24 protein-coding genes and 3 pseudogenes are annotated in these 21,520 nt (G+C 68.9%); 13 read left to right on the top strand and 14 right to left on the bottom strand.

Annotated features, from left to right (window positions below; genetic code table 11):
- The first annotated feature begins 92 nt into the window (after positions 1–92).
- From AV521_RS32670 to AV521_RS32660, 3 genes are all read left to right on the top strand, one after another.
- Positions 93–794 (top strand): hypothetical protein, encoded by a 702-nt coding sequence (locus AV521_RS32670; RefSeq protein WP_076093519.1) that lies wholly within the window; start codon positions 93–95, stop codon positions 792–794.
- A 377-nt stretch (positions 795–1,171) separates the two neighbouring features.
- On the top strand, positions 1,172–1,996 hold the full coding sequence (locus AV521_RS32665) for a trans-aconitate 2-methyltransferase (RefSeq protein ID WP_256725763.1): 825 nt from the start codon (positions 1,172–1,174) through the stop codon (positions 1,994–1,996).
- A gap of 218 nt (positions 1,997–2,214) precedes the next feature.
- On the top strand, positions 2,215–2,547 hold the full coding sequence (locus AV521_RS32660; protein ID WP_076093517.1) for a helix-turn-helix transcriptional regulator: 333 nt from the start codon (positions 2,215–2,217) through the stop codon (positions 2,545–2,547).
- A 58-nt stretch (positions 2,548–2,605) separates the two neighbouring features.
- On the opposite strand, the gene AV521_RS32655 is transcribed toward AV521_RS32660, so the two are convergent.
- The 4 genes from AV521_RS32655 to AV521_RS32640 form a co-directional block, all read right to left on the bottom strand.
- Complete coding sequence (locus tag AV521_RS32655) at positions 2,606–3,343, bottom strand: hypothetical protein (protein ID WP_076093515.1); 738 nt, start codon at positions 3,341–3,343, stop codon at positions 2,606–2,608.
- Positions 3,344–4,553: 1,210 nt separating this feature from the next.
- Complete coding sequence (locus AV521_RS49590) at positions 4,554–4,676, bottom strand: PmrA (RefSeq protein ID WP_076093513.1); 123 nt, start codon at positions 4,674–4,676, stop codon at positions 4,554–4,556.
- A 31-nt stretch (positions 4,677–4,707) separates the two neighbouring features.
- A complete protein-coding gene (locus AV521_RS51360; protein ID WP_256725762.1) occupies positions 4,708–5,619 on the bottom strand; it encodes a hypothetical protein in 912 nt (303 codons plus the stop codon).
- Positions 5,620–5,824: 205 nt separating this feature from the next.
- Entirely contained in the window at positions 5,825–6,592 is a 768-nt protein-coding gene (locus tag AV521_RS32640) for a dienelactone hydrolase family protein (protein WP_076093511.1), read from the bottom strand.
- Between the two features lie 518 nt (positions 6,593–7,110).
- On the opposite strand from AV521_RS32640, the gene AV521_RS32630 reads away from it, so the two are divergent.
- The 4 genes from AV521_RS32630 to AV521_RS32615 all read left to right on the top strand — a co-directional run bounded on the left by AV521_RS32630 (position 7,111) and on the right by AV521_RS32615 (position 9,815).
- Positions 7,111–7,566: a transposase gene (locus tag AV521_RS32630; RefSeq protein ID WP_076093509.1), complete on the top strand. Its 456-nt coding sequence runs from the start codon at positions 7,111–7,113 to the stop codon at positions 7,564–7,566.
- A 120-nt stretch (positions 7,567–7,686) separates the two neighbouring features.
- Positions 7,687–8,049 (top strand): MarR family winged helix-turn-helix transcriptional regulator, encoded by a 363-nt coding sequence (locus AV521_RS32625; protein ID WP_014173936.1) that lies wholly within the window; start codon positions 7,687–7,689, stop codon positions 8,047–8,049.
- A complete protein-coding gene (locus AV521_RS32620) occupies positions 8,046–9,479 on the top strand; it encodes an MFS transporter (RefSeq protein ID WP_076093508.1) in 1,434 nt (477 codons plus the stop codon). Before AV521_RS32625 ends, AV521_RS32620 begins: the two co-directional genes overlap by 4 nt.
- Positions 9,480–9,521: 42 nt before the next feature.
- Entirely contained in the window at positions 9,522–9,815 is a 294-nt protein-coding gene (locus tag AV521_RS32615; protein ID WP_076093506.1) for a DUF1330 domain-containing protein, read from the top strand.
- 96 nt (positions 9,816–9,911) lie between these two features.
- On the opposite strand, the gene AV521_RS32610 is transcribed toward AV521_RS32615, so the two are convergent.
- The 4 genes from AV521_RS32610 to AV521_RS48045 form a co-directional block, all read right to left on the bottom strand.
- Complete coding sequence (locus tag AV521_RS32610) at positions 9,912–10,697, bottom strand: Tn3 family transposase (RefSeq protein WP_076093504.1); 786 nt, start codon at positions 10,695–10,697, stop codon at positions 9,912–9,914.
- Between the two features lie 223 nt (positions 10,698–10,920).
- A complete protein-coding gene (locus AV521_RS32600; protein ID WP_076093500.1) occupies positions 10,921–11,226 on the bottom strand; it encodes a hypothetical protein in 306 nt (101 codons plus the stop codon).
- Between the two features lie 145 nt (positions 11,227–11,371).
- Positions 11,372–12,109, bottom strand: coding sequence for a hypothetical protein (locus AV521_RS48815; protein ID WP_143658695.1), 738 nt, complete (start codon positions 12,107–12,109; stop codon positions 11,372–11,374).
- Complete coding sequence (locus AV521_RS48045) at positions 12,106–12,420, bottom strand: flavin reductase family protein (RefSeq protein WP_076093496.1); 315 nt, start codon at positions 12,418–12,420, stop codon at positions 12,106–12,108. The genes AV521_RS48815 and AV521_RS48045 overlap by 4 nt, the downstream gene beginning before the upstream one ends.
- Positions 12,421–12,616: 196 nt before the next feature.
- Here AV521_RS48045 and AV521_RS49585 point away from each other — a divergent pair, with 196 nt between their 5' ends.
- Positions 12,617–13,003, top strand: coding sequence for a nuclear transport factor 2 family protein (locus AV521_RS49585; RefSeq protein WP_179023549.1), 387 nt, complete (start codon positions 12,617–12,619; stop codon positions 13,001–13,003).
- A gap of 395 nt (positions 13,004–13,398) precedes the next feature.
- Here AV521_RS49585 and AV521_RS46915 read toward each other — a convergent pair whose 3' ends face one another.
- From AV521_RS46915 to AV521_RS32570, 3 genes are all read right to left on the bottom strand, one after another.
- Entirely contained in the window at positions 13,399–13,821 is a 423-nt protein-coding gene (locus tag AV521_RS46915) for an ATP-binding protein (RefSeq protein WP_371917086.1), read from the bottom strand.
- 181 nt (positions 13,822–14,002) lie between these two features.
- Entirely contained in the window at positions 14,003–14,794 is a 792-nt protein-coding gene (locus AV521_RS32575) for an anti-sigma factor (protein ID WP_076093561.1), read from the bottom strand.
- A gap of 25 nt (positions 14,795–14,819) precedes the next feature.
- Entirely contained in the window at positions 14,820–15,422 is a 603-nt protein-coding gene (locus AV521_RS32570; RefSeq protein WP_079249510.1) for a sigma-70 family RNA polymerase sigma factor, read from the bottom strand.
- A gap of 615 nt (positions 15,423–16,037) precedes the next feature.
- Here AV521_RS32570 and AV521_RS32565 point away from each other — a divergent pair.
- From AV521_RS32565 to AV521_RS32555, 3 genes and pseudogenes are all read left to right on the top strand, one after another.
- Positions 16,038–16,298 (top strand): plastocyanin/azurin family copper-binding protein, encoded by a 261-nt coding sequence (locus AV521_RS32565; RefSeq protein WP_256725760.1) that lies wholly within the window; start codon positions 16,038–16,040, stop codon positions 16,296–16,298.
- A gap of 68 nt (positions 16,299–16,366) precedes the next feature.
- Positions 16,367–17,284, top strand: coding sequence for a metallophosphoesterase (locus AV521_RS32560; protein ID WP_179023545.1), 918 nt, complete (start codon positions 16,367–16,369; stop codon positions 17,282–17,284).
- A 60-nt stretch (positions 17,285–17,344) separates the two neighbouring features.
- Positions 17,345–18,014, top strand: a pseudogene (locus AV521_RS32555) (transposase).
- A gap of 30 nt (positions 18,015–18,044) precedes the next feature.
- Here AV521_RS32555 and AV521_RS32550 read toward each other — a convergent pair.
- The 3 genes and pseudogenes from AV521_RS32550 to AV521_RS32540 form a co-directional block, all read right to left on the bottom strand.
- A pseudogene (locus tag AV521_RS32550) lies at positions 18,045–18,221 on the bottom strand (nucleotidyltransferase family protein); the annotation flags it as partial.
- An 8-nt stretch (positions 18,222–18,229) separates the two neighbouring features.
- Positions 18,230–19,351, bottom strand: a complete 1,122-nt coding sequence (locus AV521_RS32545) for an NAD(P)/FAD-dependent oxidoreductase (RefSeq protein WP_076093485.1) — start codon at positions 19,349–19,351, stop codon at positions 18,230–18,232.
- 231 nt (positions 19,352–19,582) lie between these two features.
- Entirely contained in the window at positions 19,583–19,954 is a 372-nt protein-coding gene (locus AV521_RS32540; RefSeq protein WP_218639387.1) for a hypothetical protein, read from the bottom strand.
- A gap of 330 nt (positions 19,955–20,284) precedes the next feature.
- Between AV521_RS32540 and AV521_RS32535 the strand changes: the two are divergent.
- Together AV521_RS32535 and AV521_RS32530 are read left to right on the top strand one after the other, a co-directional pair.
- A pseudogene (locus AV521_RS32535) lies at positions 20,285–20,428 on the top strand (short-chain dehydrogenase); the annotation flags it as partial.
- 268 nt (positions 20,429–20,696) lie between these two features.
- Positions 20,697–21,455 carry an IclR family transcriptional regulator gene (locus tag AV521_RS32530; protein ID WP_076093483.1) on the top strand — a complete coding sequence of 253 codons (759 nt, stop codon included), beginning with the start codon at positions 20,697–20,699 and terminating at the stop codon, positions 21,453–21,455.
- The last annotated feature ends 65 nt before the right edge of the window (positions 21,456–21,520 follow it).

Genomic DNA, 21,520 nt, shown 5'->3' with positions numbered 1-21,520 from the left:
CCAAGGCCGTCCTCACCCTGGAGAGTCACCGCTGAAGAAGCTCACTCAGTGCCGCAGCTTCGAGACCTGGTCCGCTGTGATGGCCAATCGTCATGACTCTGATCGGGCGCGCCACCGGTTCGTGGTGGATTGTCTGCGGATGCGGGCGGGCGCTCCTTGATGCCGGCCCCTACTACGAGAAGGCGGAGAGCGAACTCCTGGCCGCCTGGGCGGCCGAGGAAATGGACGGCGAGATGCTCGCGAAGGTGCTCCACACCTTCACCGAGCCCGACCATCCAGACCAGGAGACCATCGGCCTTCGCCACGCTGGCCATCACGACCCGCGCATACTCCGCGAGGTGCCCCACACCCTCTCCACGAACCGCGTTCCCGGCGCCCCCCGAAGCCAGGGCCGGCCGCCCTGCTCACCCTCATGCGCGACCCGGACGCCGAGGTGCGGCTCAGGGCGTGCACGGCGAGCATGCGCGACGGGGACCTGCTCCCGGAAATCACCCGGGCACTGCTGTCGCTGGCCGAGGGCACCGGATGCCGCCCTGCGGGGCGCGGCCGCGGCAGCCCTGGTCAACTCCCAGGACCGTACGCTCGCCGTCGCCGACGTCCTGGCGGCGCTGCTCGGCGAGGAGAACCAACTCGTACGCCTGAACGCCGCCAACGATTTCGCCCTGCGCGACGACCCGCGCACCGCCGACGCGATCGAGCGGGTGGGGCGTCTCGGTGACGGCTTCGAGTACGAGCATCGAGCCGACGAGCTCCGGCGGTGGAGTTGGCGGAAGGAGAACTCGGCCGACGAGTGACGACCGGTCAGCGTGAGCGCCCGCCTTGACCGGCACAGCCGTTGCCGACGATAAGGATTACAGGCTCAAGCACACCGGGCCTCGCCATGTTCACGGCACACGCAGGACCGCAGCGGGGTTGGTGACCGGGCCGGCCCCGTCGCGCGCGCCTGCGGCCGGCCCCCCACTCTCCTTGTATTGCTGGTGTGGCCGAAGATACGGCTCTGCCGTTGACGGTGCTGGACACTTGCCATTGGAGACACCCCGGGCGGTGCAGGTGTAGTTCAAACCACCCAGACGGCCAGCTGCCTGCGCAGCGAGGCCGACTTCCTGATCGCCGTCCTCCGTCCCCGCACACTGCTCCCTACGAACTGGCGATACCTGTGACACAGCGCCCCGTGACCACTCCCTACAGCACCGGCATGCTGAGCGATGACGCCCTCCGCGAGCGTGACCGTCTGGAGTCCATCCAGCGTAGCGTCGACACGTTCACCACCAACATCCTCGACGGCCTTCCCGTACGGACGTCCTGGAACTGCCTGGAGCTCGGCGCAGGCGCCGGCTCCATCGCCCACTGGCTCGCCACCCGCTGCCCGGACGGACGCGTGGTCGCCGTCGACCTCGACACCCGCCACCTCGATACCGGGCAGGCCAGCAATCTGGAGATCGAGGAAGCCGACATCACGCGTGAGGACTACGCGCCCGGCACCTTCGACCTCATCCACGCCCGCTACCTGTTCTGCCACCTCCCCGGCCGGGACGAGATGATCGCACGGGCCGCCAGCTGGCTCTCCCCCGGCGGCTGGCTCGTCGTCGAAGAGCCCTACGACCTGCCGGCCATCACCTCCCCCTACCCCCTGGTCCAGCGCATCCTCACCGCCTACCAGCACACCTACCGGCAAAACGGGGCCGACATGACCTGGGCCCGCAGCCTGCCCGCCCTCCTCGCCCGCAACGCGCTGACCGAGGTGGCCTACTCAGGGAACCTCGGCTGCATGGGCGGACTCGAGAAGGACCGCTGGCGCCCGCTCATCAACCGGGTGGCCCCCGCGCTCCTGGCCAGCGGGCTCATCACCGGCGCAGACCTCACCGAATTCGACGAACTGCTGAAGGACCCGGCGTTCATCGACATCCCTCAAATGACCATCGCAGCTTGGGGTCGCCGCGCGTCGGACATCCCGATCCCGGCGACGCCCGAAGACCACCTCGCTCGCCGCACATGAATGTGACCACCGCCTGTCCTTCTGTCCTTAGCGGCTCCGATCACTGGCCCAAAAGGGTGACTTTGCGTCAGATTCACGGCGGACAGCTACAGGCCAGCGCCCTGGACGGGGAGTGACGGGTGTAGATTTTTCACCAACCGAGTTTTTAGTCATAGCTAAAGGTGGCATGCTGATGGAGCGGCAACGAGTGTTGTCTCTCCATGAGTTGGGGGTGAATCATGGGCATTTTTGCCCGTGACGAGAACCGGACCACCCTAGCGGCTTCCCGGATAGCGCGGCAGGCGACAGCTTCCCTGGCCGGCCTGCTGGCCGGGCAGGGCAAGACCCGCTCAGATCTGGCCGCGGCAATGGGCGTCAGCCCGGGCCGCGTCAGCCAGATCATGTCCGGCGATGCGAACCTGACAGTGCGGACGCTCGCCGCCGTGGCGGAGGCACTGGATGCCGACGTCCAGATCACATTCTGTGCCCGGGGGCAGTCGACGGACGCCAAAGCCTGCGGCAGTGCGGACTCGTCGCCCGTCAGGAGCAGTGGGCTCTCGGCCCGTCACTGAGCCCAGGAACGGTGCTTGTGTCCCGAGGTCATCTCGTTCTCGGCTGCCCCGCCTTCTTTCAGCGGGTCAGCCAGCGGTCGAACCAACGACGCTGCGGTGGCAGAACCGGACTGTGGAACGCGTCGTCGGACATCGCCTTCGCGCGCAAGTTCTTAAGCTCTTCGTTCCCGCTCCGGCGACCGTGAACGTACGCGAAGCGCAGCAGGTGTCCGCACTGCGCGAGGGCAGTGCCGAACGCCTGGCGCCGGGCGATGAGTTCATCACTCGTGGGTTCACGGTCGGCCTGACGGCATGCCTCGTCGATCCCAGTCTGTACGTCCAGCGCCACGTCGATCGCTCTCTCCACGTCCGTGTAGATGGCGATGATCGTCTTGGACTCGGTGGTGAGAGGATGCCGCTCCAACAGGTACAGCTTGAGATCGTGGACGAACACCCTGAGCTGGGCAGACGTTTCGATACCTCGAAGAAAGCGGTCTGACCAGGTACACGCGTCGAGGTGCACGCGCTGCACCAGCCGCTCCCTGGCCAGGGCGATGCCCAGTGTCATGAACTTGACGTACGGCTGCGCTGTCTCGTCCTGTTTCCGTCGGGGCAGCGCTGTGGCCCCCGTCGCAGCACCCGCAACCACCGGAGGAATTGACGCCGCGTGCGGCAGCAGCACCACCGCGCCGGCCGCCACCGCACCCATCAACGCCAGCACGAGCAGCATCAGACCAGACGACGCCCAACTGCCCAGCAGCCGACCTTTGCCGGAGAACTCGCGCGCGAGACCGACCCACGCGATGACCGCGCTCACAGCAGCCGGTAGCACATAGTCAGCTAGCCAGGCATGATGCCAACTCATCGACGGTGCCCCCAAAACGTTGCGCGGACAGGCCGGACCGTCATCAGCGTGCGCAAGCCAAGCAGAGCTCCCTCCCAGCACGTCACATCAGCGCACAGTCCTCTCGCTGCAGACCAATTTTCGAGAACTGCCGCGAGTAGAGCCGATGATGTCAGCCAGCACGAGACCACGCCGTTACTTTCAGCAACAATTGGCCAGCGTGTCCGGCCTCTCCCAGAACTCACGCAAAGCCAACGGCCCAGGGCCGCGGAAACCCGTCGCACTATTACACCGCAGCCGTATCGGGGACGCGCCGTAACACAGGGCCGGGAACTTCCTCAACGCGCGGACTGGGCCCCAGAGCGGAATGCGCGAGGTTCTGGCCCCGCGGGAGCCGGCCACCGGGCTGCGGGAGCATTTTCCGCCTGGTGGCCGCAGGCCGTTTCAGAAGGGCGGAATTCCTTGCTCGTCCGCCCCACCCTCCGGACCCGCCCGTGCCCGGACAGAGGTCACGGCGGGCCGTGCGTAAACATTGGCGAATACTCTGAGTGAGCGAGCGCACGTGCCGTAGCAAGGGTGGAGACCGGTGCTGAAAGCGATCCCTGAAAGGTGGCGGATCAGGCCGGCGCCGTCGGGCTGAGACTCGATGCCTCGCGGCGACCGCCGGGATCTGCCCGTCGCCGTAGAAGTCCGCGCCCAGGAAGGATGCTGCCGAGTAGTTCGTCGACGACCCGGGCCCAGGCAAGGAGCCGGCCGCGGCTGACCCCGTGGTCGTCTCGCCGCCGGAGAGCAACCAGGGTATGGGTATGCGGGCGCGCTCTGCGGGGCGAGGCCGCCGGCTCTGCACCAGGCGGAAGTCCGCACGCAGGCGCGCGGCTCATACACCGCCCAGATGTCGTCGTCCTCAAAGATCGCCCTGGCAGGCCGCGCATGGCCGCGAGGACGGAGCACAGGCCGTCCGAGGGGAGGGTGGTGTGCAGGATGCCGAAGGCGGGCTGCTCGGCGAAAGGCGCCTCGCAGGCGGAGAAGCCGAGCCACGCGGGCCGCTCCACGCCCTGTTCGACAAACTGGAGGTCATCTCGTACGCGGCGAGGGCGCCCACGGTGTGGCTGAACAGGGGGTGTGACCGAGATACGCGCCAAAGGGGCAACGGGATGATCTTGAAACACCGATCCGCTCGGATTTACATGCGGCGACGTGCAGCGGGGTCGCGTTCGGCGACATGCCGGGCGGCCGAGTCGACGCCGGGGCGGGCGTAGCGCTCCAGGGACCGGACGGAGGCGTGGCGGGAGCGGGCCAGCAGCATCGGGGGGAGGTGCCGTCCTCCACGTCGTGCGTCAGGGCACTGTGACGTAGCCGGTGAAGCGTCCAGCCGTCCAGGTCCTCGATGTCGTCGGGCGAGGCGAGTGGGTTTGCCAGCAGCCGGGTGTTCTCCTCGAAGATCTCCTCAGCGCGGCGGTAGGAGAGCCGGGCCCGGCCGGTCTCCGGGCACACGTCGAGCGTGGGTGTTCCGGCCGGCGCCTTGCGGTCGGTGAGGAACACCGGGCCGCGGGTACGGCGGGCGATGAGGCGGGGCAGGAGCTGGGCGGTGCCGGACTGCCAGTGGATCCACTCGGTCGCCCCGCCCTTGGCGGTGATCCTGCCGCGCTTGCCCTGCGGGTACAGGTCTTCCACGTTGAGGCACAGCACTCGTCGGCCCGTGCGGCGGACTCGTAGAGCATCTTCCACTGCGTCTTCTCCCGCAGCGCGACGTCGAGGCGCCACAGGGTGGCGATCTGGTTCTCCGCGAGAGCCTTGGCGCGGTCCGGCGGCGCCGGCCGCCGCTCGATGCCGATCGTCGGATCGCACTCGATCCAGCCTTGGCGCTGCCACCAGCCGATCGCCTTGCGCGCGATGGACAGCTCCCGGTTGGCGGTGTCGGCGTCCATCTCGTCCGCCCGCACCGCCGCCAGCTCAGCCAGCATCTCCGGCAGTGCCGGGTCGTCGATCGCGGCGACGGGGAAGACGGGCTGTTTCGCGCCTCGGCGGGCGGGTCCGGTCGGCGGCGGTTCACCGGCGAGCATCCATCCCCACGTCGTGAGGGAGATCCGGTAGATCCGCGCGGAGGACTTCGCGATGCCCGCGCCGGTGAGGTAGCGCTCGACCGCCGCGGTGTACGACGACGGCGGAGCGGACAGAGGTACGACCCGGGCGCGCGGCAACCGAAGTGCGCCTCCGCTCCCGAGTTCGGTCACCGGTTCGATCGTCACGCCGTCCCGCCCCTCCGGTACTGCCGCAGCAAATGCGTACACCTCGCCCCGGCGGCCGGAATGGCCCGCCGCAGGTCGCGGTGATCACGGTAGGGGCTTTGCCGCAGTAAATTCGGTATTTACTGCGGTAGTTGTGAATACGTCTCCGCGATCGAGTAACCGCCCGAATGCGTTTCTGCTGTGCGGACTTGAGGGGCGTGGACTGTCAGTGCCCGGGGCCAGCATGCTTACCTGGGCCATGCCCCAGCCCCTCCGTCACGGGCAGGCACTCGGCGAGCAGGTCGACGACGTCGCGCCAGGCGCGCTGCGCGTGCCGTGGGTGGTAGCCGACGCCGGGGCGCACGGTGTGGTCAACCGGCGGGTGGTGGAAGGCGTGCAAGGCGCCGCCGTAGACCGTGAGGCGCCAGTCGACGCCCGCGGCCTGCATCTCAGCGGTGAACGCGTTACGTTGCGAGGGCGGCATGATCGGGTCTTCCGACCCGACCCCGGCCCACACCGGGCAGCGGATGCGCGCCGCCTCGCCCGGTCGGCCCGTGGTCAGTGCGTTGACTGTCCCGATCGCGCGCAGGCTGACGCCGTCGCGCCCGAGTTCCAGCCCGATGGCGCCCCCCGTGCCATAGCCGACGGCGGCGATTCGGTCGGGGTCGGTCCGCGGTTCGGTGCGCAACACGTCGAGCGCCGCATGGCCGATGCCTCGCATCCGGTCGGGATCAGCGAGCAGTGGCATGCAACGGGCCAGCATCTCCTCGGGGTCGCCCAAATAGCGCCCGCCGTGAAGGTCGAAGGCCAGCGCTATGTATCCCAGCTCGGCGAGAGCATCGGCCCGGCGGCGCTCGACGTCGCTGAGCCCCGTGCCCTCTGGTCCGAGCAGCACCGCGGGCCGGCGGTCGACACCGGCCGGGAGCGCGAGGTGCCCGATCATCGTCAAACCGTCGGCCGGGTACTCGACCGTACGCGTCGTAATCGTCGTCACGAGACTGGACTGTAGTGATCGTCGAGCCCGGTCCGGCCGGTGTTCTGCCGCTGGCAGAACAGCGCGGGTATGCCTCTGAAATACGGCGAGGGCCCACAAGAACCGTCACGAACCCCGCCCCCACGGCAGCGCTATCGGATCACCTGCCGGGCCACGGTGCTGGAGGCTGACCCTCGCAGCAGGATTCTGGGGTATACCGGCCCGCTCCCGTGAAGGGTGTCACCAGCTAGTTCCCTCACGGCTCAGGCAGCCTGGCCGAGACCGGCGGCGGTCAGGTCCTGCTCGCGCAGCGGGGTGAAGTCGACGTCGAGTTTCGGGTCGTACGCCTCGGGCTGGATGCCGAGTTCGTGGGTGCTGTACTCGCCGAACCGGTTGATGTGTTCCGTCAGGTACGGCGAGATGTGCGCCAGGTCTTCCGGGTCGGACTCCGTCGGGAATCTTGAGGACGGACAGTCAACGATCGTGACGTTGCGTCAGGCTTGTGGGCGCGTTCTGCCCATGTCCCCCAGGAGCCTGACATGTCCCTCCAGCCCCGTCCCGGAGCCGAGATCCCGGCGCTGACCGTGCGGGTCGCCCGGGTCAGCAACCCCCACGGCACCACTGCGATGTGGATCCGCGACCGCCTCGACGGCCTGTTCAGCGACGAGGACTTCACCGCCTGGTACCCGCGCGACGGCCGCCCCGGGCTCTCGCCCGCGCAGCCGGCCACCGTCTGCGTGCTGCAGTACGCACTGAACCTGTCGGACCGCCAGGCCGCCGAGGCAGTGCGCTGCCGCATCGACTTCAAGTACGCCCTCGGCCCGGAGCTGGCAGACCCCGGCTTCCACCACAGCCTGCTGTCCGACTTCCGCGACCGGCTCGCCGAGGGCGACCGCGCCGACCGGCTGCTGGACCTGGCACTGACCCGGATCCGGCGGACCGGCCTGCTCAAGGGGCGTGCCGCCCGCACCAGTCACCATTTCCATAAACTATGAATATAAAAATGCTATGCTTCGAGCATGAGTCGTCAAGACACCGCTCCTGGCGCGTCCGCCGCCATCGGGGCAGCCCTCTACGGCCTGGCCACCAGGGCCGCGAGACGCCTGCCCCGGGACATGAGCCTGACGTCCGCCGCCACCCTGGCCACCCTGGACCGGACCGGCCCGCGGCGCATCACCGATCTGGCCGCGGTCGAGGGCGTCACCCAGCCCGCGATGACCGCCCTGGTCCGGGTGATGGAGGAGTCCGGCCTGGTCGAGCGGCGGGGCGACGCGTCCGACAAGCGGGTCACGCTGGTGTGCCTGACCGAGGCCGGCGCCTCCTATGTCCGGACGCGGCGCCAGGCGGGCGTCCACGCGTTCGAGCGGTTGATCGGCGAGCTCACCGGCGACGAGGTCGAGGCGCTGGTGGCGGCCCTTCCGGCGCTGAAGCATCTGGCAGAGCTCGAAAGTCAGGACCGCGAAGGGCCGAAGCAGTGACCGGGCAGCGGGTCGGCGGGGTCGCGGTGAAGGCGTTCCCGGTGGCGCGTTCCGAGGCGCGGCTGCTGGTCCCCGCCCTGATGTTCATCGCTCTGGTCGTGGCGGCGGTCGCCAGCCTCGGGACGCCGCTCATCACCAGCGTGGCGACCTCGTTCCACGTCTCGCTCGGCAGCGCGCAGTGGACGCTGACCGTCGCGCTGCTCAGCGGCGCCGTCGCCACGCCGGTCCTGGGCCGGCTCGGAGCCGGCCCGCACCGGCGGGCCACGATCCTCGCCACGCTGGCGGTCGTCGTCGCCGGCAGCGCGCTCACCGTGCTGCCGCTGCCGTTCGCATGGCTGCTGGCCGGCAGGGCGGCCCAGGGCGTCGGGCTCGGACTGACGGCGCTGATGATGGGCGTGGCCCGGGACCACCTCCCCGAGGAGCGCAGCGCGGCCGTGATCGCCCTGATCTCGGTGGTCTCGATCATCGGGGCCGGCGTCGGCTACCCGCTGGCCGCACTGCTCGCCGAGCTCGGCGGAGTACGGGCCGCCTACGGCCTCGGGCTGGTCGTCACCGCTGCCGCCCTCCTGACCGCGTGGCGCTCCATGCCCGAAGCCCCCGAAGGCCGCTCCGCCCACGTGGACGTGGCAGGCGCGGTCGTCCTGGCCGCTGCGCTGCTCCTGGTGCTGTTCCTCGCCGGCGAACGGAATCTGTGGAGCCGGCACCTCGCCGTGGCGGCGGGCCTCGCCGTCGTCGCGGTGGTGCTGCTCTGCGTCTGGGCCGTCATCGAGCTGCGCAGCACGACGCCCCTGGTCGATGTGCGGGCGGTGCGGCACCCGGCGGTCGCCGGGGCGAACCTCGCCATGTTCGTCGGCGGGATCGGCATGTACCTCCTGCTCACGCTCATCACCCGGTACGCGCAGACGCCGCACGGCGCCGGCTACGGCTTCGGGCTGACGACCTTCGTCGCCGGGCTGGTCCTCATCCCGTTCTCGGTGCTGGGGTTCGTCGCCGGCAAGCTCACGCCGCGGGTCCGGACTCGGATCACCGACCCCCTGCTCCTGGCCGGCAGCGCCATCGTGGTCGGCGGCGGGTTCGCCCTGTTCGCGGCGGCCCGGTCGGACCTGGCCGAACTGTTCGCGGCGATGGGCGTGCTCGGCTTCGGCGTCGGCGGCTTCTCGGCCGCGATGCCCGGCGTCATCCTGGCCGTCACCCCCAAGAGCGAGACGTCGAGCGCCATGAGCATCAACTACGTCGTCCGCAGCGTCGGGTACTCCCTGGGCAGCGCCATCGGCGGCCTGATCCTCGCCGCGGGCACCGGCCCCGGCCACCTCTTCCCCGACGACAGCGCCTACACCACCGCGGCGCTGGTCGGCATCGGCGCTATCGCGATCACGACGCTGACAAGCCTCGCTCTCGCCCGCCGACGCTCGTCCGAGGCCAACTCGTAAGCTAGATACACTAATTACAACCATTACAACACTGGAGGTGCCATGCCCAAGGGCTACTGGGTCAGCGTCTACCGCACCATTTCAGACCCTGAGAAGCTGGCTGCTTACAACAAGCTGGCCGCTCCGGCCGTCGCGGCCGGGGGCGGTCGGACCATCGTCCGCGGCGGTCGGGTCGTGGCGTACGACGCCGGAATCGCCGAGCGCACCATCCTGGTCGAGTTCGACAGCTTCGAGCAGGCCGTCGCGGCACGCGAGAGTGCGGCCTACCAGGAGGCGCTGGTCGCCCTCTCCGACGGCGTCGAGCGCGATTTCCGCATCGTCGAAGGCATCGACTGACCGAGGTCCAGTGGGATCTTCACTGAAGAGCAGCAGGATTCTGGGGTATACCGGCCCGCTCCCGTTAAGGGCGTCACCAGCTAGTTCCCTCACGGCTCAGGCAGTATGGCCGAGACCGGCGGCGGTCAGGTCCTGCTCGCGCAGCGGGGTGAAGTCGACGTCGAGTCTCGGGTCGTACGCCTCGGGCTGGATGCCGAGTTCGTGGGTGCTGTACTCGCCGAACCGGTTGATGTGTTCGGTCAGGTACGGCGAGATGTGCGCCAGGTCTTCCGGGTCGATCTCCCATCCCTCTTCCAGCAGCCGGCGGACGATCTCCGCGATGTCCAGGGCATTGTGGAAGATCACCGCGTTCGTGAGCAGGGCGTTGAACTTCATCCCCTTTTCCTGCTCGATGGGGTCGTCGTCGGCAATGACACCGCGGTTGCCGAAGCCAATCCACTGGGAGAACCGGTTGAACGACTCGACCTTGTTGGTCGCCGCGGTCACCCGTCGGTGAAGCGGCGCGTCCGCGAAGTAGCACAGGAGCTGTACGGTGCGGATCACGCGGCCGACCTCGCGGAAGGCGGCGTAGGTGGCGTTCTTCCTCGACCCCGAGCGCAGGCGCTTGAGCAGTGCGATGTTAATGAGGTCCGCCGGACGGTTCTTCGCCGCGGCATCCTTGCGGATCGACTGCTCGACGATCCCGCGGGCCTTGGCCTGGTCGTACGTCACTCCGGCCTGCTTGCGGACCAAGCCCCGGTGGTGCTTGGCGGTCCGCTCCGCCCGGTACGCCGGCAGCGTGCCCTCCGGCAGCTCCACCGCACACCGGACGAGGTCCACCACCATCTCCGGGACGTCCTCCAGCGCCGGGAAACACCTCATACGCCGGTACGACTTCAGCATCAGCAGCAGCGCCAGCAGATGCTCATCGCAGTCTCCAGCTCATCGCGACTCGGGGAGAAGAACAGATGCAGCTCATGCGCGGTGATCAGCCGCTTGAACCGCGGATACGCGGTCCGTTCAATCGATGTCACAACCCACCCCAGGCCCCAGACGACGTTCAACATCACCACCAACGACACTGAGCCGAATGGGTGAAGGCCGACGGGTGCTCAGGGCTTCAAGATCATCCCGTTGCCCCTTTGGCGCGTATCTCGGTCACACCCCAACAGGACGAATGGCGCGTCCAGCAGAGGACGCAGGCCGTGAGGAGCTGGGCGCCGAGGTCGGTGGCGTTGCCGGGGACGGGCATCGTGCTCATTGGGTCCCGGCCGGGCGTCTCGACAAGGCAGCCGTCTGCGTCGTCGGGGAAGTGCGGCACACGTCTCGTGCGGGCGAGGCGGGAGCCGACCGCGTGGTGCAGGACCAAGAGTCTGAGGGCCGGGTCGTCGACGGGGCGCGGGCGGACGACGGCGGAGAGGGCGGTGGTCATCAGCGGGTCCTCTCTGTGGGTAGGGCACGAAGCAAGCGGGTGAGCACGGTGCTGTTGCCTCTCTCCTCGAACTCGGTGTCCGGGTCGGTGTCGAGGAGGGGCTCGACAGTCTCCCGCCAGAGCATGGGGTGGTCGATCTGCTCGGTCAGTGGTCAGGGCAGGTCGGTCGTGGTGTGCGGCTGGGCCGTGCGCTCGGCGTATACGGGTGAGGCCGACCCGGCCAGGGGACAGAGGCGAGGGACGCGGCATACTCCCGTGCCACCGTCCTCATGTGCCTGGCGCGGAAGTGGCCGGGGGCGTTCAGCCAGCGTGCGGCAGTGCCGCCGGACTCCTTCAGGCGGGCTGTGGCGGCCTCGGCCTCGGCGACGGATCCGCCCACGATGCTGTGGCTGACGGTGTTGAGGTTGATGGCCACCTCGACGGCCTCACATCCGGCCCGGCGCAGCAACAGCCCCGGGCCACAGCCTCGTCCACGCCGATGACGGCGGCCATGGTGCCGCCGGTGACGCGTGCCATGGCGCGGGCGCGGGCGGCGACCAGGCACAGTCCGGCGGCTGGACCGAACACACCGGCGGCGTGCCGGGCGGCGTACTCCGAAGGCTGTGGCCGATGGTGGCGTCGGGGACGGGCCGGCCGTCCGCGAGGGTCGCGGCGTGGGCGAGGCGCATGCGTGGGCGAGGGCGTCGGCGACGTAGACGGCGGGCTGGGTGAACTCGGTGTGCCCGAGGCATCCTTCGGGATCGGTGAGGCAGAGTTCGCGGATCCAGTAGCCGAGGGTCTCGTCAGCCTCGGCCACCTGATCCGGGAAGAGGTCGAAGAGAGCGGCGCCGTCCGTGCCGACACGACGCGAGCCCTGCTCGCAGAACATGTATACGCGGGTCACGGCAGCTCCTTCCGCGGGGTGAACCTGTTGTCGGCGAACAGGGGCACGGTCGCGCCGTTGAGCGCACCGAAGGACTCGACGCGGCCGGCAAGGAAGGTGTGGTCGCCCGCCGGCTCGGCACAGTGCACGGCGCAGTCGAAGTAGGCGACGGCGTCGAGGAGGACGGGGAGCGCCTCTGTGTGGGGCGGGGTCGGGGTGCCAGGAGTGGCTCGCAGCTTCCCCGAAGGACCGAGGGGTCCGAAGATGATGCGGATTTCCTGCTCAGTCGGCTGGGAGGGGGCCGAGGGCCTCAATCGGACCTGGGCACCCATCGGGGTATCCACCTGGGAATCCCCGAAGCCCCTCGGTACGGCAGCCGTGCCTGAGAAACCGACGCCGGACACCGACGACCGCGCAGGTCCGCGCACGGCTTCCGCCACTCGGCCGGGCGCGTACTGGCCGTGCTCACGGACCACCGAGGAGACTGAAGGATGCCCCGTGCCTGGGGCACCAATGGGAGGAGCAGCCGTGCCGGACTCATCGCAGATCGACGTCGTCCGCCGCTACTACAGCGCCAAGGGCGATCCGCAGGTCATCCGGTCCGTCGTCGCACCCGACGCCGAGTGGGATGTGGTCGAAGGCTTCCCCAACGGGGGCGTGTACCGCGGCCTGGACAGCATCCTGGGCGACTTCTTCGGCTTCCTGGCCCACTTCGCCGAGTTCCAGGTCGTCAGCGAGGAGTTCTTCGAGGACGGCGACCACGTCATCGTCCTGGGCCGATATGCAGGCATCACCACTTCCGGCACCGCGGTGACCTCACGGTTCGCACACGTCTTCACCCTGCGGGACAGCAGGATCGTCCACCTGCAGCAGACCTGCGACACCCTGCCCATCGCCCGCGCCCTGGAACACTGAAAAGTCCCACGGCCGGACGAACGGGCCTGTGCGTCCCGCCCGCAAAGCGCGCCCTGCGGAGGGCCGTGCGGGCGATCAGCCGAAAGCGCTGCCCTGCTGGATCGAGGACAAGACAGCCACCTGCCCAAGGGGCTCGTGAGCTGGAGTCCACTACCGGCGAGAACCAGTTCCAGGGAATCGAGCGCACGACCTGGCCGGGTCGCAGCGGCTCGTCTGTCAGTTGCCCGCAGGCGTGTGTCTCGATCGGGGAAACGTCCTACGTGTGCCGTGTCCTGATGGTCAACCAGTCGGCCACCACCTGGCCGGGTAGCTGACCCGACTCGGGCTGGGCCAGTTCGGCGCGGTGTTGGCGCTGCTGTGCGGCGCCTGATTGGACGGCAGTCTCCCGGGACCGGTCATGCCGCCGAGCACCTGAGGCAGGCGCGGACTTCCCGGCCGCTGCGCGTCTGGCGGATCTCGGTCGACTGCGCGAGGTACTTGACGATACCGGTGCCGCGGCCGTGTTCGTCCGGGGCGACGTCGTACGAACTGTGCTCCACCGCGGTTCCCGAGTCACTGACCTCGATGTACAGGGCGCCGTGGTCGAGGACGAGTACCAACGTCATGCAGTCGCGGCCGTACTGGGCGGCATTGGCGGTGAGTTCGTCGACGATGAGAACGGCGGAGTCACGCTCACTCTGGGGAACGCTCCAGCACTCCAGCAGATCCGCCGTGAGGTGACGCGCGGCGGACACATGCACCTCCCGAGCGGGCAGGGTCAGCGTCGCCCGACGGGAGCAGGGCCATGAGCTGGTGCGCTCGGAATCGGTCACAAACATGGTCTTCTGGCTCTTCTGTGTGGCAGCGGAAGCTTGGATCAAGGTGGGGACCGCCAAGAACGTGGAGGCGGTCGGTACGCCGGAACCTGCATGTGAGCGCTCATCCGGTAATACGCACGGCGAGTGGCATACGGTTCGACTGATTCCCACCTTTTCCCGACTTGGCGCCTTCCGGCTCACCTCACGCCCGGATCGTCACCAGCTTCTGGCCGTTCCCGGCGATGATCTCGAAGCGCTCGATGGCTCCCGGAGCCATGGGGACCGCCCCTGGAATCTTCGTTCCGGTCGGGTACACGCCAGCCCGCCAGGTCGCTGCGTCCGCCCTGGTCCCGCCGGGCCCGATTGCCTGCAATCGGCAGATCACGCCGGCCGGCGCGCCATGGGCCGAGACCTGCAGGACACTGCCCCAGGCCGAGGGGAAGACCTTCACCAAGGCGGTGACGCCGGTGGTCGAATCGTTTCCGGAGAAGGTGCGCGACGGAGTCGGTGCAGCAGGTCCGGGCTGTTTACCCTCGCTTGTCACGGATGTGCTGGTCGCCAGCCAGGTGCCGCCGACTGCCGCCGCCGCGACCAGCATCAGGGAGGCTGCCGCGCCCATCAGTTGCAACCGCCAGGTCCTGCGGCGCCTGGCCGCGGCCTGCTGGAGCATCGTGTCGATCATCCCTGCCTCGGGAGCCCGCGGCGCCGTGGACATGCCGGACGGTGCCTGCGGTGCCCCCTGCGTGCTCTCGGCTGCCCGCCGCACCAAACGTCCGGCCAGGTCCTCGGTGCCGGCGGGAGCCGTCTGGCCTGCCGCTTCGGCCGCTGTGACCATCGCGAGCAACGACGGCAGTCCGGCCAGCTGCTCGTGCTCCGCCCGGCATGCGTCACATGTCGCCAGGTGGGCGCGCACCTGTTCCATTTCGGCCGGGGACAGCGCGCCCAGGACGTACCCTCCCAGCGCCATCCGCACGGCGTCGTGGTCCGTGTTCACGGCCGGCACCTCCTCCATGCCTCGGTCATGGCTCGATGCCTCGTTCCTGCAGCGCGAGCCGGAGGGCGTGCAGGGCGTAGTACGTCCGCGACTTGACTGTGCCCAGCGGGATGCCCAGCACGCCCGCGGCCTCCGCCATGGTCCGGCCCCGGTAGTAGGTCTCGACCAGTACGGCGCGGTGTTCCGGGGACAGCGTCCGGAGGGCGTCGGCCACCGCCCAGCTCTGCAGTGCCTGCTCGATCTGGTCCTCGCCCACGGTCTGCTCGGCGGCCCGCTCCAGGGCCTCGCCGCCAGTCTCCGCCGGCCTGGCCCTCCGGGCTCGGTGGGCGTCGATGACCAGGTGCCGGGCGACGGTGAACAGCCAGGCCCGGGCAGGACCGCGTCGGGGTTCGAACGCGGTGGGGTGCTGCCACGCCCGCAGCAGCGTCTCCTGTACGACATCCTCGGCCCACTGCCGGTCTCCTGACGTCAGGCGCAGCACGTAGTGGAACAGGGGACCCGCGTGCTCGGCATACAGAGCGCGGATCAGTTCCTCGTCCGTGGCCGAAATGGTCCCTGCATCAGAGACACGGCGCGCGGAACGATCCGTATCAGTTGTTTGGCCACGTTTGCGGGCACTCCATGGCATAAATCGATCATTACGCATATACGTTCTTTTGTCGTCCCGCGTGCCATGTGACGCCTGTAGCGACCGACCCAGCCTGAGGAGATCACAAAGAAAGTGGAATAAAGGCGTGTATCGGTTGAACCGAGCGGCACCGTTGCCCGTGAAGTCGGGCAAGAGCCGAGATACACGGCAAATCGCCGACAGGCGTCAATGCACTGCCGCCGCGACATCACCCCCGCCCGCCGGGCCCGTTGCGGGACGCACGGCCGTCACAACGCGGATCCCGCGTCCCTCGGACGGTCGCGAGTACTCGGCCGCCACCTTCCCCCTCTTCCTGACCGGCGAGGAACAAACACCATGTACCCGAACTTTGGTCATGCCGGCCGGCGATCACGCGTCGCGGCCGGGATGGCAGCTGTGACGGCAGCCGCCCTGGGACTCCTCAGCGCGTGCGGCCAGTCCCCACACTCCACCGCAGCCGGTGCCATCACGCCCGGCCCTGGTCAGCGGCAGGTGGCCGGGATGCCCGGTGCCTCCGCGCCAGGACATGCGACGAGCACCGCGCCCGGCGCCTCGCCGATACCCGGCATGAGCATGCCCATGAGCTCGACGAAGACGGGCACAGCTGATGCGCCGGTGACCGGAGACTCTGTGGCGATCAAGAACTTCGCGTTCTCCCCGACCACGCTGAAGGTCAAAGTGGGCACGACGGTGACCTGGACCAACCAGGACACCGACGCCCACACCGTCACCAGCGCCGGATCGGGTGGGCCGCTGCACTCGCCCGCTCTGGCCACCCACGCCGCCTACAGCTACCAGTTCACCAAGCCGGGCACCTACGCCTATCTCTGCACCATCCATCCCTTCATGACGGCCAAGGTGGAGGTGACCCGATGACCGGGTACCGTGACACTCAGGGTCCAGTCCCGGGCGGCGCCGCCGACCAGCCCACCGGGGAACACGGCATGACACGGCGTCAACTCATCCGCCACGCAGGATGGTTCGGCGGGGCCGTCGTGCTGACAGTGGCCGGCGGAGAGGTGATCAGCCACATCGCTGACTCCCGGGGCACCAGCGCCGAGGCAGCCACAGGAACCAGCGGCTCGCTGCGGTTCGTGCAGGTCTCCGACAGCCACATCGGCTTCCACGGGCCGGCGAACATGGACGTGGTCGGCTCGTTCACCGAAGCGATCCGCCAGGTCAACGCACTCGGCTTCCGGCCCGATTTCGTCATGCACAGCGGCGACCTGACACACCTGTCCACGGCGGACCAGTTCGACCAGGTCAGGCAGATGCTGACCGGGCTGAGCACGGACCGCGTCTTCACCGTGCCCGGTGAGCACGACTCCATCGGCGATGCGGGCCGCGCGTACCGGCACATCTTCGGCAAGGGCACGCTCGGCGACGGCTGGTACAGCTTCGACACTCACGGAGTGCACTTCATCGCCCTGGTCAACACGCTGAGCCTGGAAAAGCTGGGCCACCTCGGCACCGAGCAGATCGACTTCGTACGCAACGACCTGGCGGGACTGTCATCGGACACCCCCGTCGTGGTCTTCAGTCACATCCCGCTGTTCGCCATGTACCCCCAGTGGGGCTGGAGCACGGACGACGCGTTGAAGGTGATTGCGCTCCTGCGCCGTTTCTCATCGGTGACCTGTCTCAACGGGCACGTCCACCAACTGTTCACCAAGACAGAGGGCAACATCACCTTCCACTCTGCCACCACCACGGCCTACCCGCTGCCGAAGCCGAGCCGCGCCCCCGCCCCCACTCCCCAGGTCGTGCCCGCCCGACAGCTCAAGGCCGCGCTGGGCATTCGCACCGTGGGCTACCGGCAGGGCGACCGGGAGCTGGCGATCAAGGACACGAGGCTGGCATGAGCAAGGGAAGACGCGTCGCCGCATCCGTATTGCCGGCGATCGGCGCCACGCTCGCCAGCCATGAGCGGAGCGGGAATTGGGCCGGATGAACTGTGGAGCGCACAGCTCCACTGCTGCCGGCCGCTCCCGAGCGGCGTCACCGTTACCTGGGCGCTTGCGCGTTTCGGACCGGGCGGCTCTCGCGGGGATCATGTGCGTGCTGCGCACGGGTGTCGCCCGGCGTGACGTCCCCGCCGAGACCGTCGGCTGCTCCGGGGCAACCGCGTGGCGCCGGCTGCGGGACTGGACCGATGCTGGTGTCTGTCCTCGTCTGCACGCTGCGCCACTGATCGAGCTGCGCCGCTCGGACCTGCTGGACCCCGACGATTGCGCCGTGGACGCGTCCCACGTCCGGGCCCTCAAACGGGGACCACGTCGGCCCCGCACCCATCGACCGCGCTTGTCCCGACCGCCACGGAACTCCGCCCGCCGTCACGCTCACCGGAGGCAACCGCCATGACGTCACCCAGCTCCTGCCGCTACTGAACACGGTCCGGCCAATCCGGGGAGCGCGCCATCAAGCCGATGATCGCCCGACACGGCCTCGCCCACGGATCCGGACTGGGCGAGGTGCGCTGGGTCGTCGAGCGCGCTTTCTCCCGACTCCATCCACCACTTCATCCCCGCCCCCGGGCTGCTCCAACTCGCGTGCAGCATCATCTGCCTGCGTCGACTCCGCACATCAGGATGAAGACGGCGTCAGGATGGTCGACGCCGAAGGTCAGCCGAGCACGATCAGCTCGGGCCACGCCTGTCGCCAGCGAGCTGTCCCGGCTTCGTACACCTCGCGCGGGGCAAGCACCGGATGGGGGCGCACGACGAGATTGAACACGTCGGAGAGCCCGTGCGGCGCATGGACGTGCCATCGCCCGCCCGGCTCCAAGCGCACGCCCCTGCAACGATCAGCTATTGGGCTTGCGCATGTCGGGTGAACGCTGTGGCCAGGCCCTGGGCTGTGTTGTTGTCGAAGTCGATCCCGTGGGCCTCGGCGGCCTCGGTGCTGCGGCGGAACATGGCCTGCTCGTGCTCCGTGAGCGCGGCCTCGATGTCGTCGGGGTGCGCGGCGAGGGCCTTGCCGAGTTCGGCGCCGTCGAGCATGGCCAGGTTGGCGCCCTCGCCGTTCGGGGCCGCGAGGTGGGCGGCGTCGCCGAGCAGGGTCACCCCCGGCACCCGGTCCCATCGGTGCCCGGTCGGCAGGGCGTAGAGGGGGCGCAGGACCGGTGTTGCGTCACTGTCGGTGATCAGGGCGGTCAGCTCCGGCGCCCAGCCGTCGAACTCTGCCGCGATTCGGGCGGTGGCTGCGGCGGCATCGGTGAAATCGATGGCGTCGAACCAGTCCCACGGTTCGGACAGCCCCACGTAGGCGTGCAGGGTGTCGCCCCTTTCCCGGTGGGCGAAGATCTCCCTGCCCGGCGTGGGCGCGATCATCGACCCGCCGCCGACCGCTTTCGCGATGGCTGGGTGCCGGGTGTCGGCGTCGAACAGGTAGGTCTCGACGACCGACTTGCCGATGTACTCGGGTGTGGCGGTGGAGAGCAGTGGCCGGACACGTGACCACGCGCCGTCCGCGCCGACCAGGAGGCTCGTGGCCACGGTGGTGCCGTCGGAGAAGGTCACCTCGTGGCGGCCCTCGCCGAGGGCACGGGTGCTGCTGGCTTTGCGCCCCCACCGGACGGTGCCGGTCGGGAGTGAGTCGAGCAGTGTCTGTCGCAGTTCGCCGCGTTGCACCTCGGGGCGTCCGCCCGTGCCGTCGTCGGCTTTGTCGAACAGGACGGTCCCGTCCGGGTCGAGGACCCGCATTGCCTGGCGGCCCGCCAGGATGAGGCAACGGAACTGGTCCATCAAGTCGGCTGCTTCAAGGGCGAGTTGCCCGTTGTAGTCGTGGATGTCGAGCATCCCGCCCTGCGAACGCGCAGCCGGGGAGGGCTCCGCCTCGTAGACCGTGGCCGGTATTCCGTGGACGTGCAGAACGCGGGCGAGCGTGAGGCCGCCGAGCCCGGCGCCGATGATCATGACGTCAGTGGTCATGGTGCTTCCTTCCTGATCGTGGACCGCTGGGCGGACACCCGGCAGGTCACGCCTGGAGCGCCGTTCCCGTAAGTCGGGACGATGCGATGCCGGTGCCGTCGATGGCCGACGCCGACCAGCTCCAATGTCCCGGCAGCCACCGACAGGTCGCCGACAGATCACCGACCACCGCCGACAACCCGCCGACACTGGATCAAGCCCGACACCGGTCTGCTGGTGGGTTCCCGTAACTCAGCTGTCGCCGGTTGCCCGAGGAACCCAGCCCGCTGGTGACCTTGCGTGATCCCCCGGGGCGTATCGGCTCCATGTCTCACCGGTCTCGTCGCGGAGCCGGGCGGTGGTCTTGTCGTGGCAGCCGAGAGCGTCCGCGACGGCAGGGGCAGGAAGTTCGAGGAGTTTCCGGCGGATGGTGACGCCTCGGGCAGCGGTGGCGGAAACCCCCACCTTGTTCAGGAGCGCGGACAGGTGGTCGGGCCGGAACGGCTGACCGGCTCGGCAGCCGGGGAAGAGCCAGCGGGATGCCGGGGTCGTGGCTGTGTTCATGTCGTCCCGGTTCGCGATGCACTCCAGCAGCAAGGCGGCGACCGGTGCGGGAACGGGCAAGGCCGGTTCCCCGAGCCCCGGCGTGTTCCGCAGCGCCTCGCCGCCGGCTGATCGCTACCGCCGAAATCCGGTCCGAGCCTTCCCACCGGCCGTGACGGGCTCCAGCGGGAGGGTACTGACTGCGCCCCATGCGGGAGACACCAGCCCACTGGGACGGGCCCGCAGATCACATAAGCCGTCGAGCGCGGCGCCCGGCGCAGATGCCCCAACCGCGCCATGGATTTCCGCGGAGGCCACCATGAGGTTTTGCCGCCGCTGCACGAGCGGATGAGCACGGCGGCCGCCCACCCGGCCGTCGGCCGGCACCAGGCCGCCGAGGACGACGACTCCATCGCCTACCACAAGTCCTCAGCCATGAACGGCGACCTCACCAAGATCAACGACATCGTCCCATGGGTACGCCACCTCCTCACCGACGGCTGGTGGGCCAATGGCCAGACCCTGTTCATCAATGGCGGCTACACCACTCGCTGACCCCCTCACCAGCCGAAACACGATCCAGCAGCACTCTCCCGACCGACACCTGGCCCCTTCGACGCATCACCCCGCGGATGCGAAGGCGATCAGACGCCTCTGGACGACACGCGCACCGGTCCACCCCGACGACGCGAGGGTGTTCCGTGCTCATCGACTCGACACATGAACGCCGGGACATGTCGTACCTCAAGCGCTACGGACTACCGTTCCTCTACTGGAACCCCATGGCCTTGCTCGTGCAACGCGCCCGGCGCAGTCTGGTCCTATGGGCGCTCAGGACGGCCCCACGCTCATCACGTCCGTGCAGCGGGCCTGCCGGTTGCTGGAGGCGGTAAGCGCGCACGAGAACGGCGCGCCGGCGAAACAGCTGGCACGCGAGACGGAGCTGCCCCTGGCCACCGCCTATCACCTGCTGCGCACCCTGGTGCACGACGGATACGTAAGGAAACTGGACGACGGCGGCTTCGTCCTGGGCGACAAACTGCATTCCCTGCGTTCGGCGGGCCGCGCTCAGACGCTGCTCAGCCGGGTCCGCCCGGCGCTCGCGGCCCTCCGGGACGAGCTCTCCACCGCCACCTACCTCACCTTCTACGAGGACGGCGAGATCCGGGTCGCCGAGATCGTCGACGGCCCCCGTACACCCCGGGTGGATCTGTGGGTGGGGTTCGAGGACGCCGGGCATGCCACCGCCCTGGGCAAGTCCGTACTGCGCGAGCTGGACCAGGACTCCCGCCAGGACTATCTGTCCAGGCACCACCTGGCCGATCTCACACCACGGACGATCACCAGCGTTCCGGAACTGCTGCGCAGGATCGAGTCGTCCCCCTTGGCACCGGCCGTCACGGATCTGGAGGAGTACGCGCTCGGCACCGTGTGCGTTGCCGTGCCGGTCTACAGCGGGGACACGCTCGGCTCGCTGGGAGTGTCTCTGCCGGTGGAGCGGCAGGCCCAGCTGCAGGAGATCCGGGCGCGCATGCTTCCCGTCGCGAGCCGCGTGACCAGAAGTCTCTCGCTCACTATCTGAAATTCCGCTCCTTGTGGCTGCCCATACCCAGCCCGTTTGCTTGATGAAACGGACATTTCGGGTGT

The organism is Streptomyces sp. IMTB 2501, assembly GCF_001953885.1.
Classification (GTDB): Bacteria; Actinomycetota; Actinomycetes; order Streptomycetales; family Streptomycetaceae; genus Streptomyces.
The sequence above is the reverse complement of the archived record's forward strand: the minus strand, read 5'-3'. Positions and strand labels throughout refer to the sequence as shown.

Coding starts and splice junctions, on each gene's coding strand:
- AV521_RS49590 (WP_076093513.1), bottom strand. CDS start 4,676: ATGCTGCTGGCCCGCTCCCGCCACGCCTCCGTCCGGTCCCTGGAGCGC.
- AV521_RS32560 (WP_179023545.1), top strand. CDS start 16,367: ATGACACGGCGTCAACTCATCCGCCACGCAGGATGGTTCGGCGGGGCC.
- AV521_RS32600 (WP_076093500.1), bottom strand. CDS start 11,226: ATGACCACCGCCCTCTCCGCCGTCGTCCGCCCGCGCCCCGTCGACGAC.
- AV521_RS32670 (WP_076093519.1), top strand. CDS start 93: ATGACTCTGATCGGGCGCGCCACCGGTTCGTGGTGGATTGTCTGCGGA.
- AV521_RS48045 (WP_076093496.1), bottom strand. CDS start 12,420: ATGGGTGCCCAGGTCCGATTGAGGCCCTCGGCCCCCTCCCAGCCGACT.
- AV521_RS32610 (WP_076093504.1), bottom strand. CDS start 10,697: ATGCTGAAGTCGTACCGGCGTATGAGGTGTTTCCCGGCGCTGGAGGAC.
- AV521_RS46915 (WP_371917086.1), bottom strand. CDS start 13,821: ATGTTTGTGACCGATTCCGAGCGCACCAGCTCATGGCCCTGCTCCCGT.
- AV521_RS32615 (WP_076093506.1), top strand. CDS start 9,522: ATGCCCAAGGGCTACTGGGTCAGCGTCTACCGCACCATTTCAGACCCT.
- AV521_RS32660 (WP_076093517.1), top strand. CDS start 2,215: ATGGGCATTTTTGCCCGTGACGAGAACCGGACCACCCTAGCGGCTTCC.
- AV521_RS32530 (WP_076093483.1), top strand. CDS start 20,697: ATGGGCGCTCAGGACGGCCCCACGCTCATCACGTCCGTGCAGCGGGCC.
- AV521_RS32625 (WP_014173936.1), top strand. CDS start 7,687: ATGAGCCTGACGTCCGCCGCCACCCTGGCCACCCTGGACCGGACCGGC.
- AV521_RS32570 (WP_079249510.1), bottom strand. CDS start 15,422: ATGCCATGGAGTGCCCGCAAACGTGGCCAAACAACTGATACGGATCGT.
- AV521_RS32545 (WP_076093485.1), bottom strand. CDS start 19,351: ATGACCACTGACGTCATGATCATCGGCGCCGGGCTCGGCGGCCTCACG.
- AV521_RS32630 (WP_076093509.1), top strand. CDS start 7,111: ATGTCCCTCCAGCCCCGTCCCGGAGCCGAGATCCCGGCGCTGACCGTG.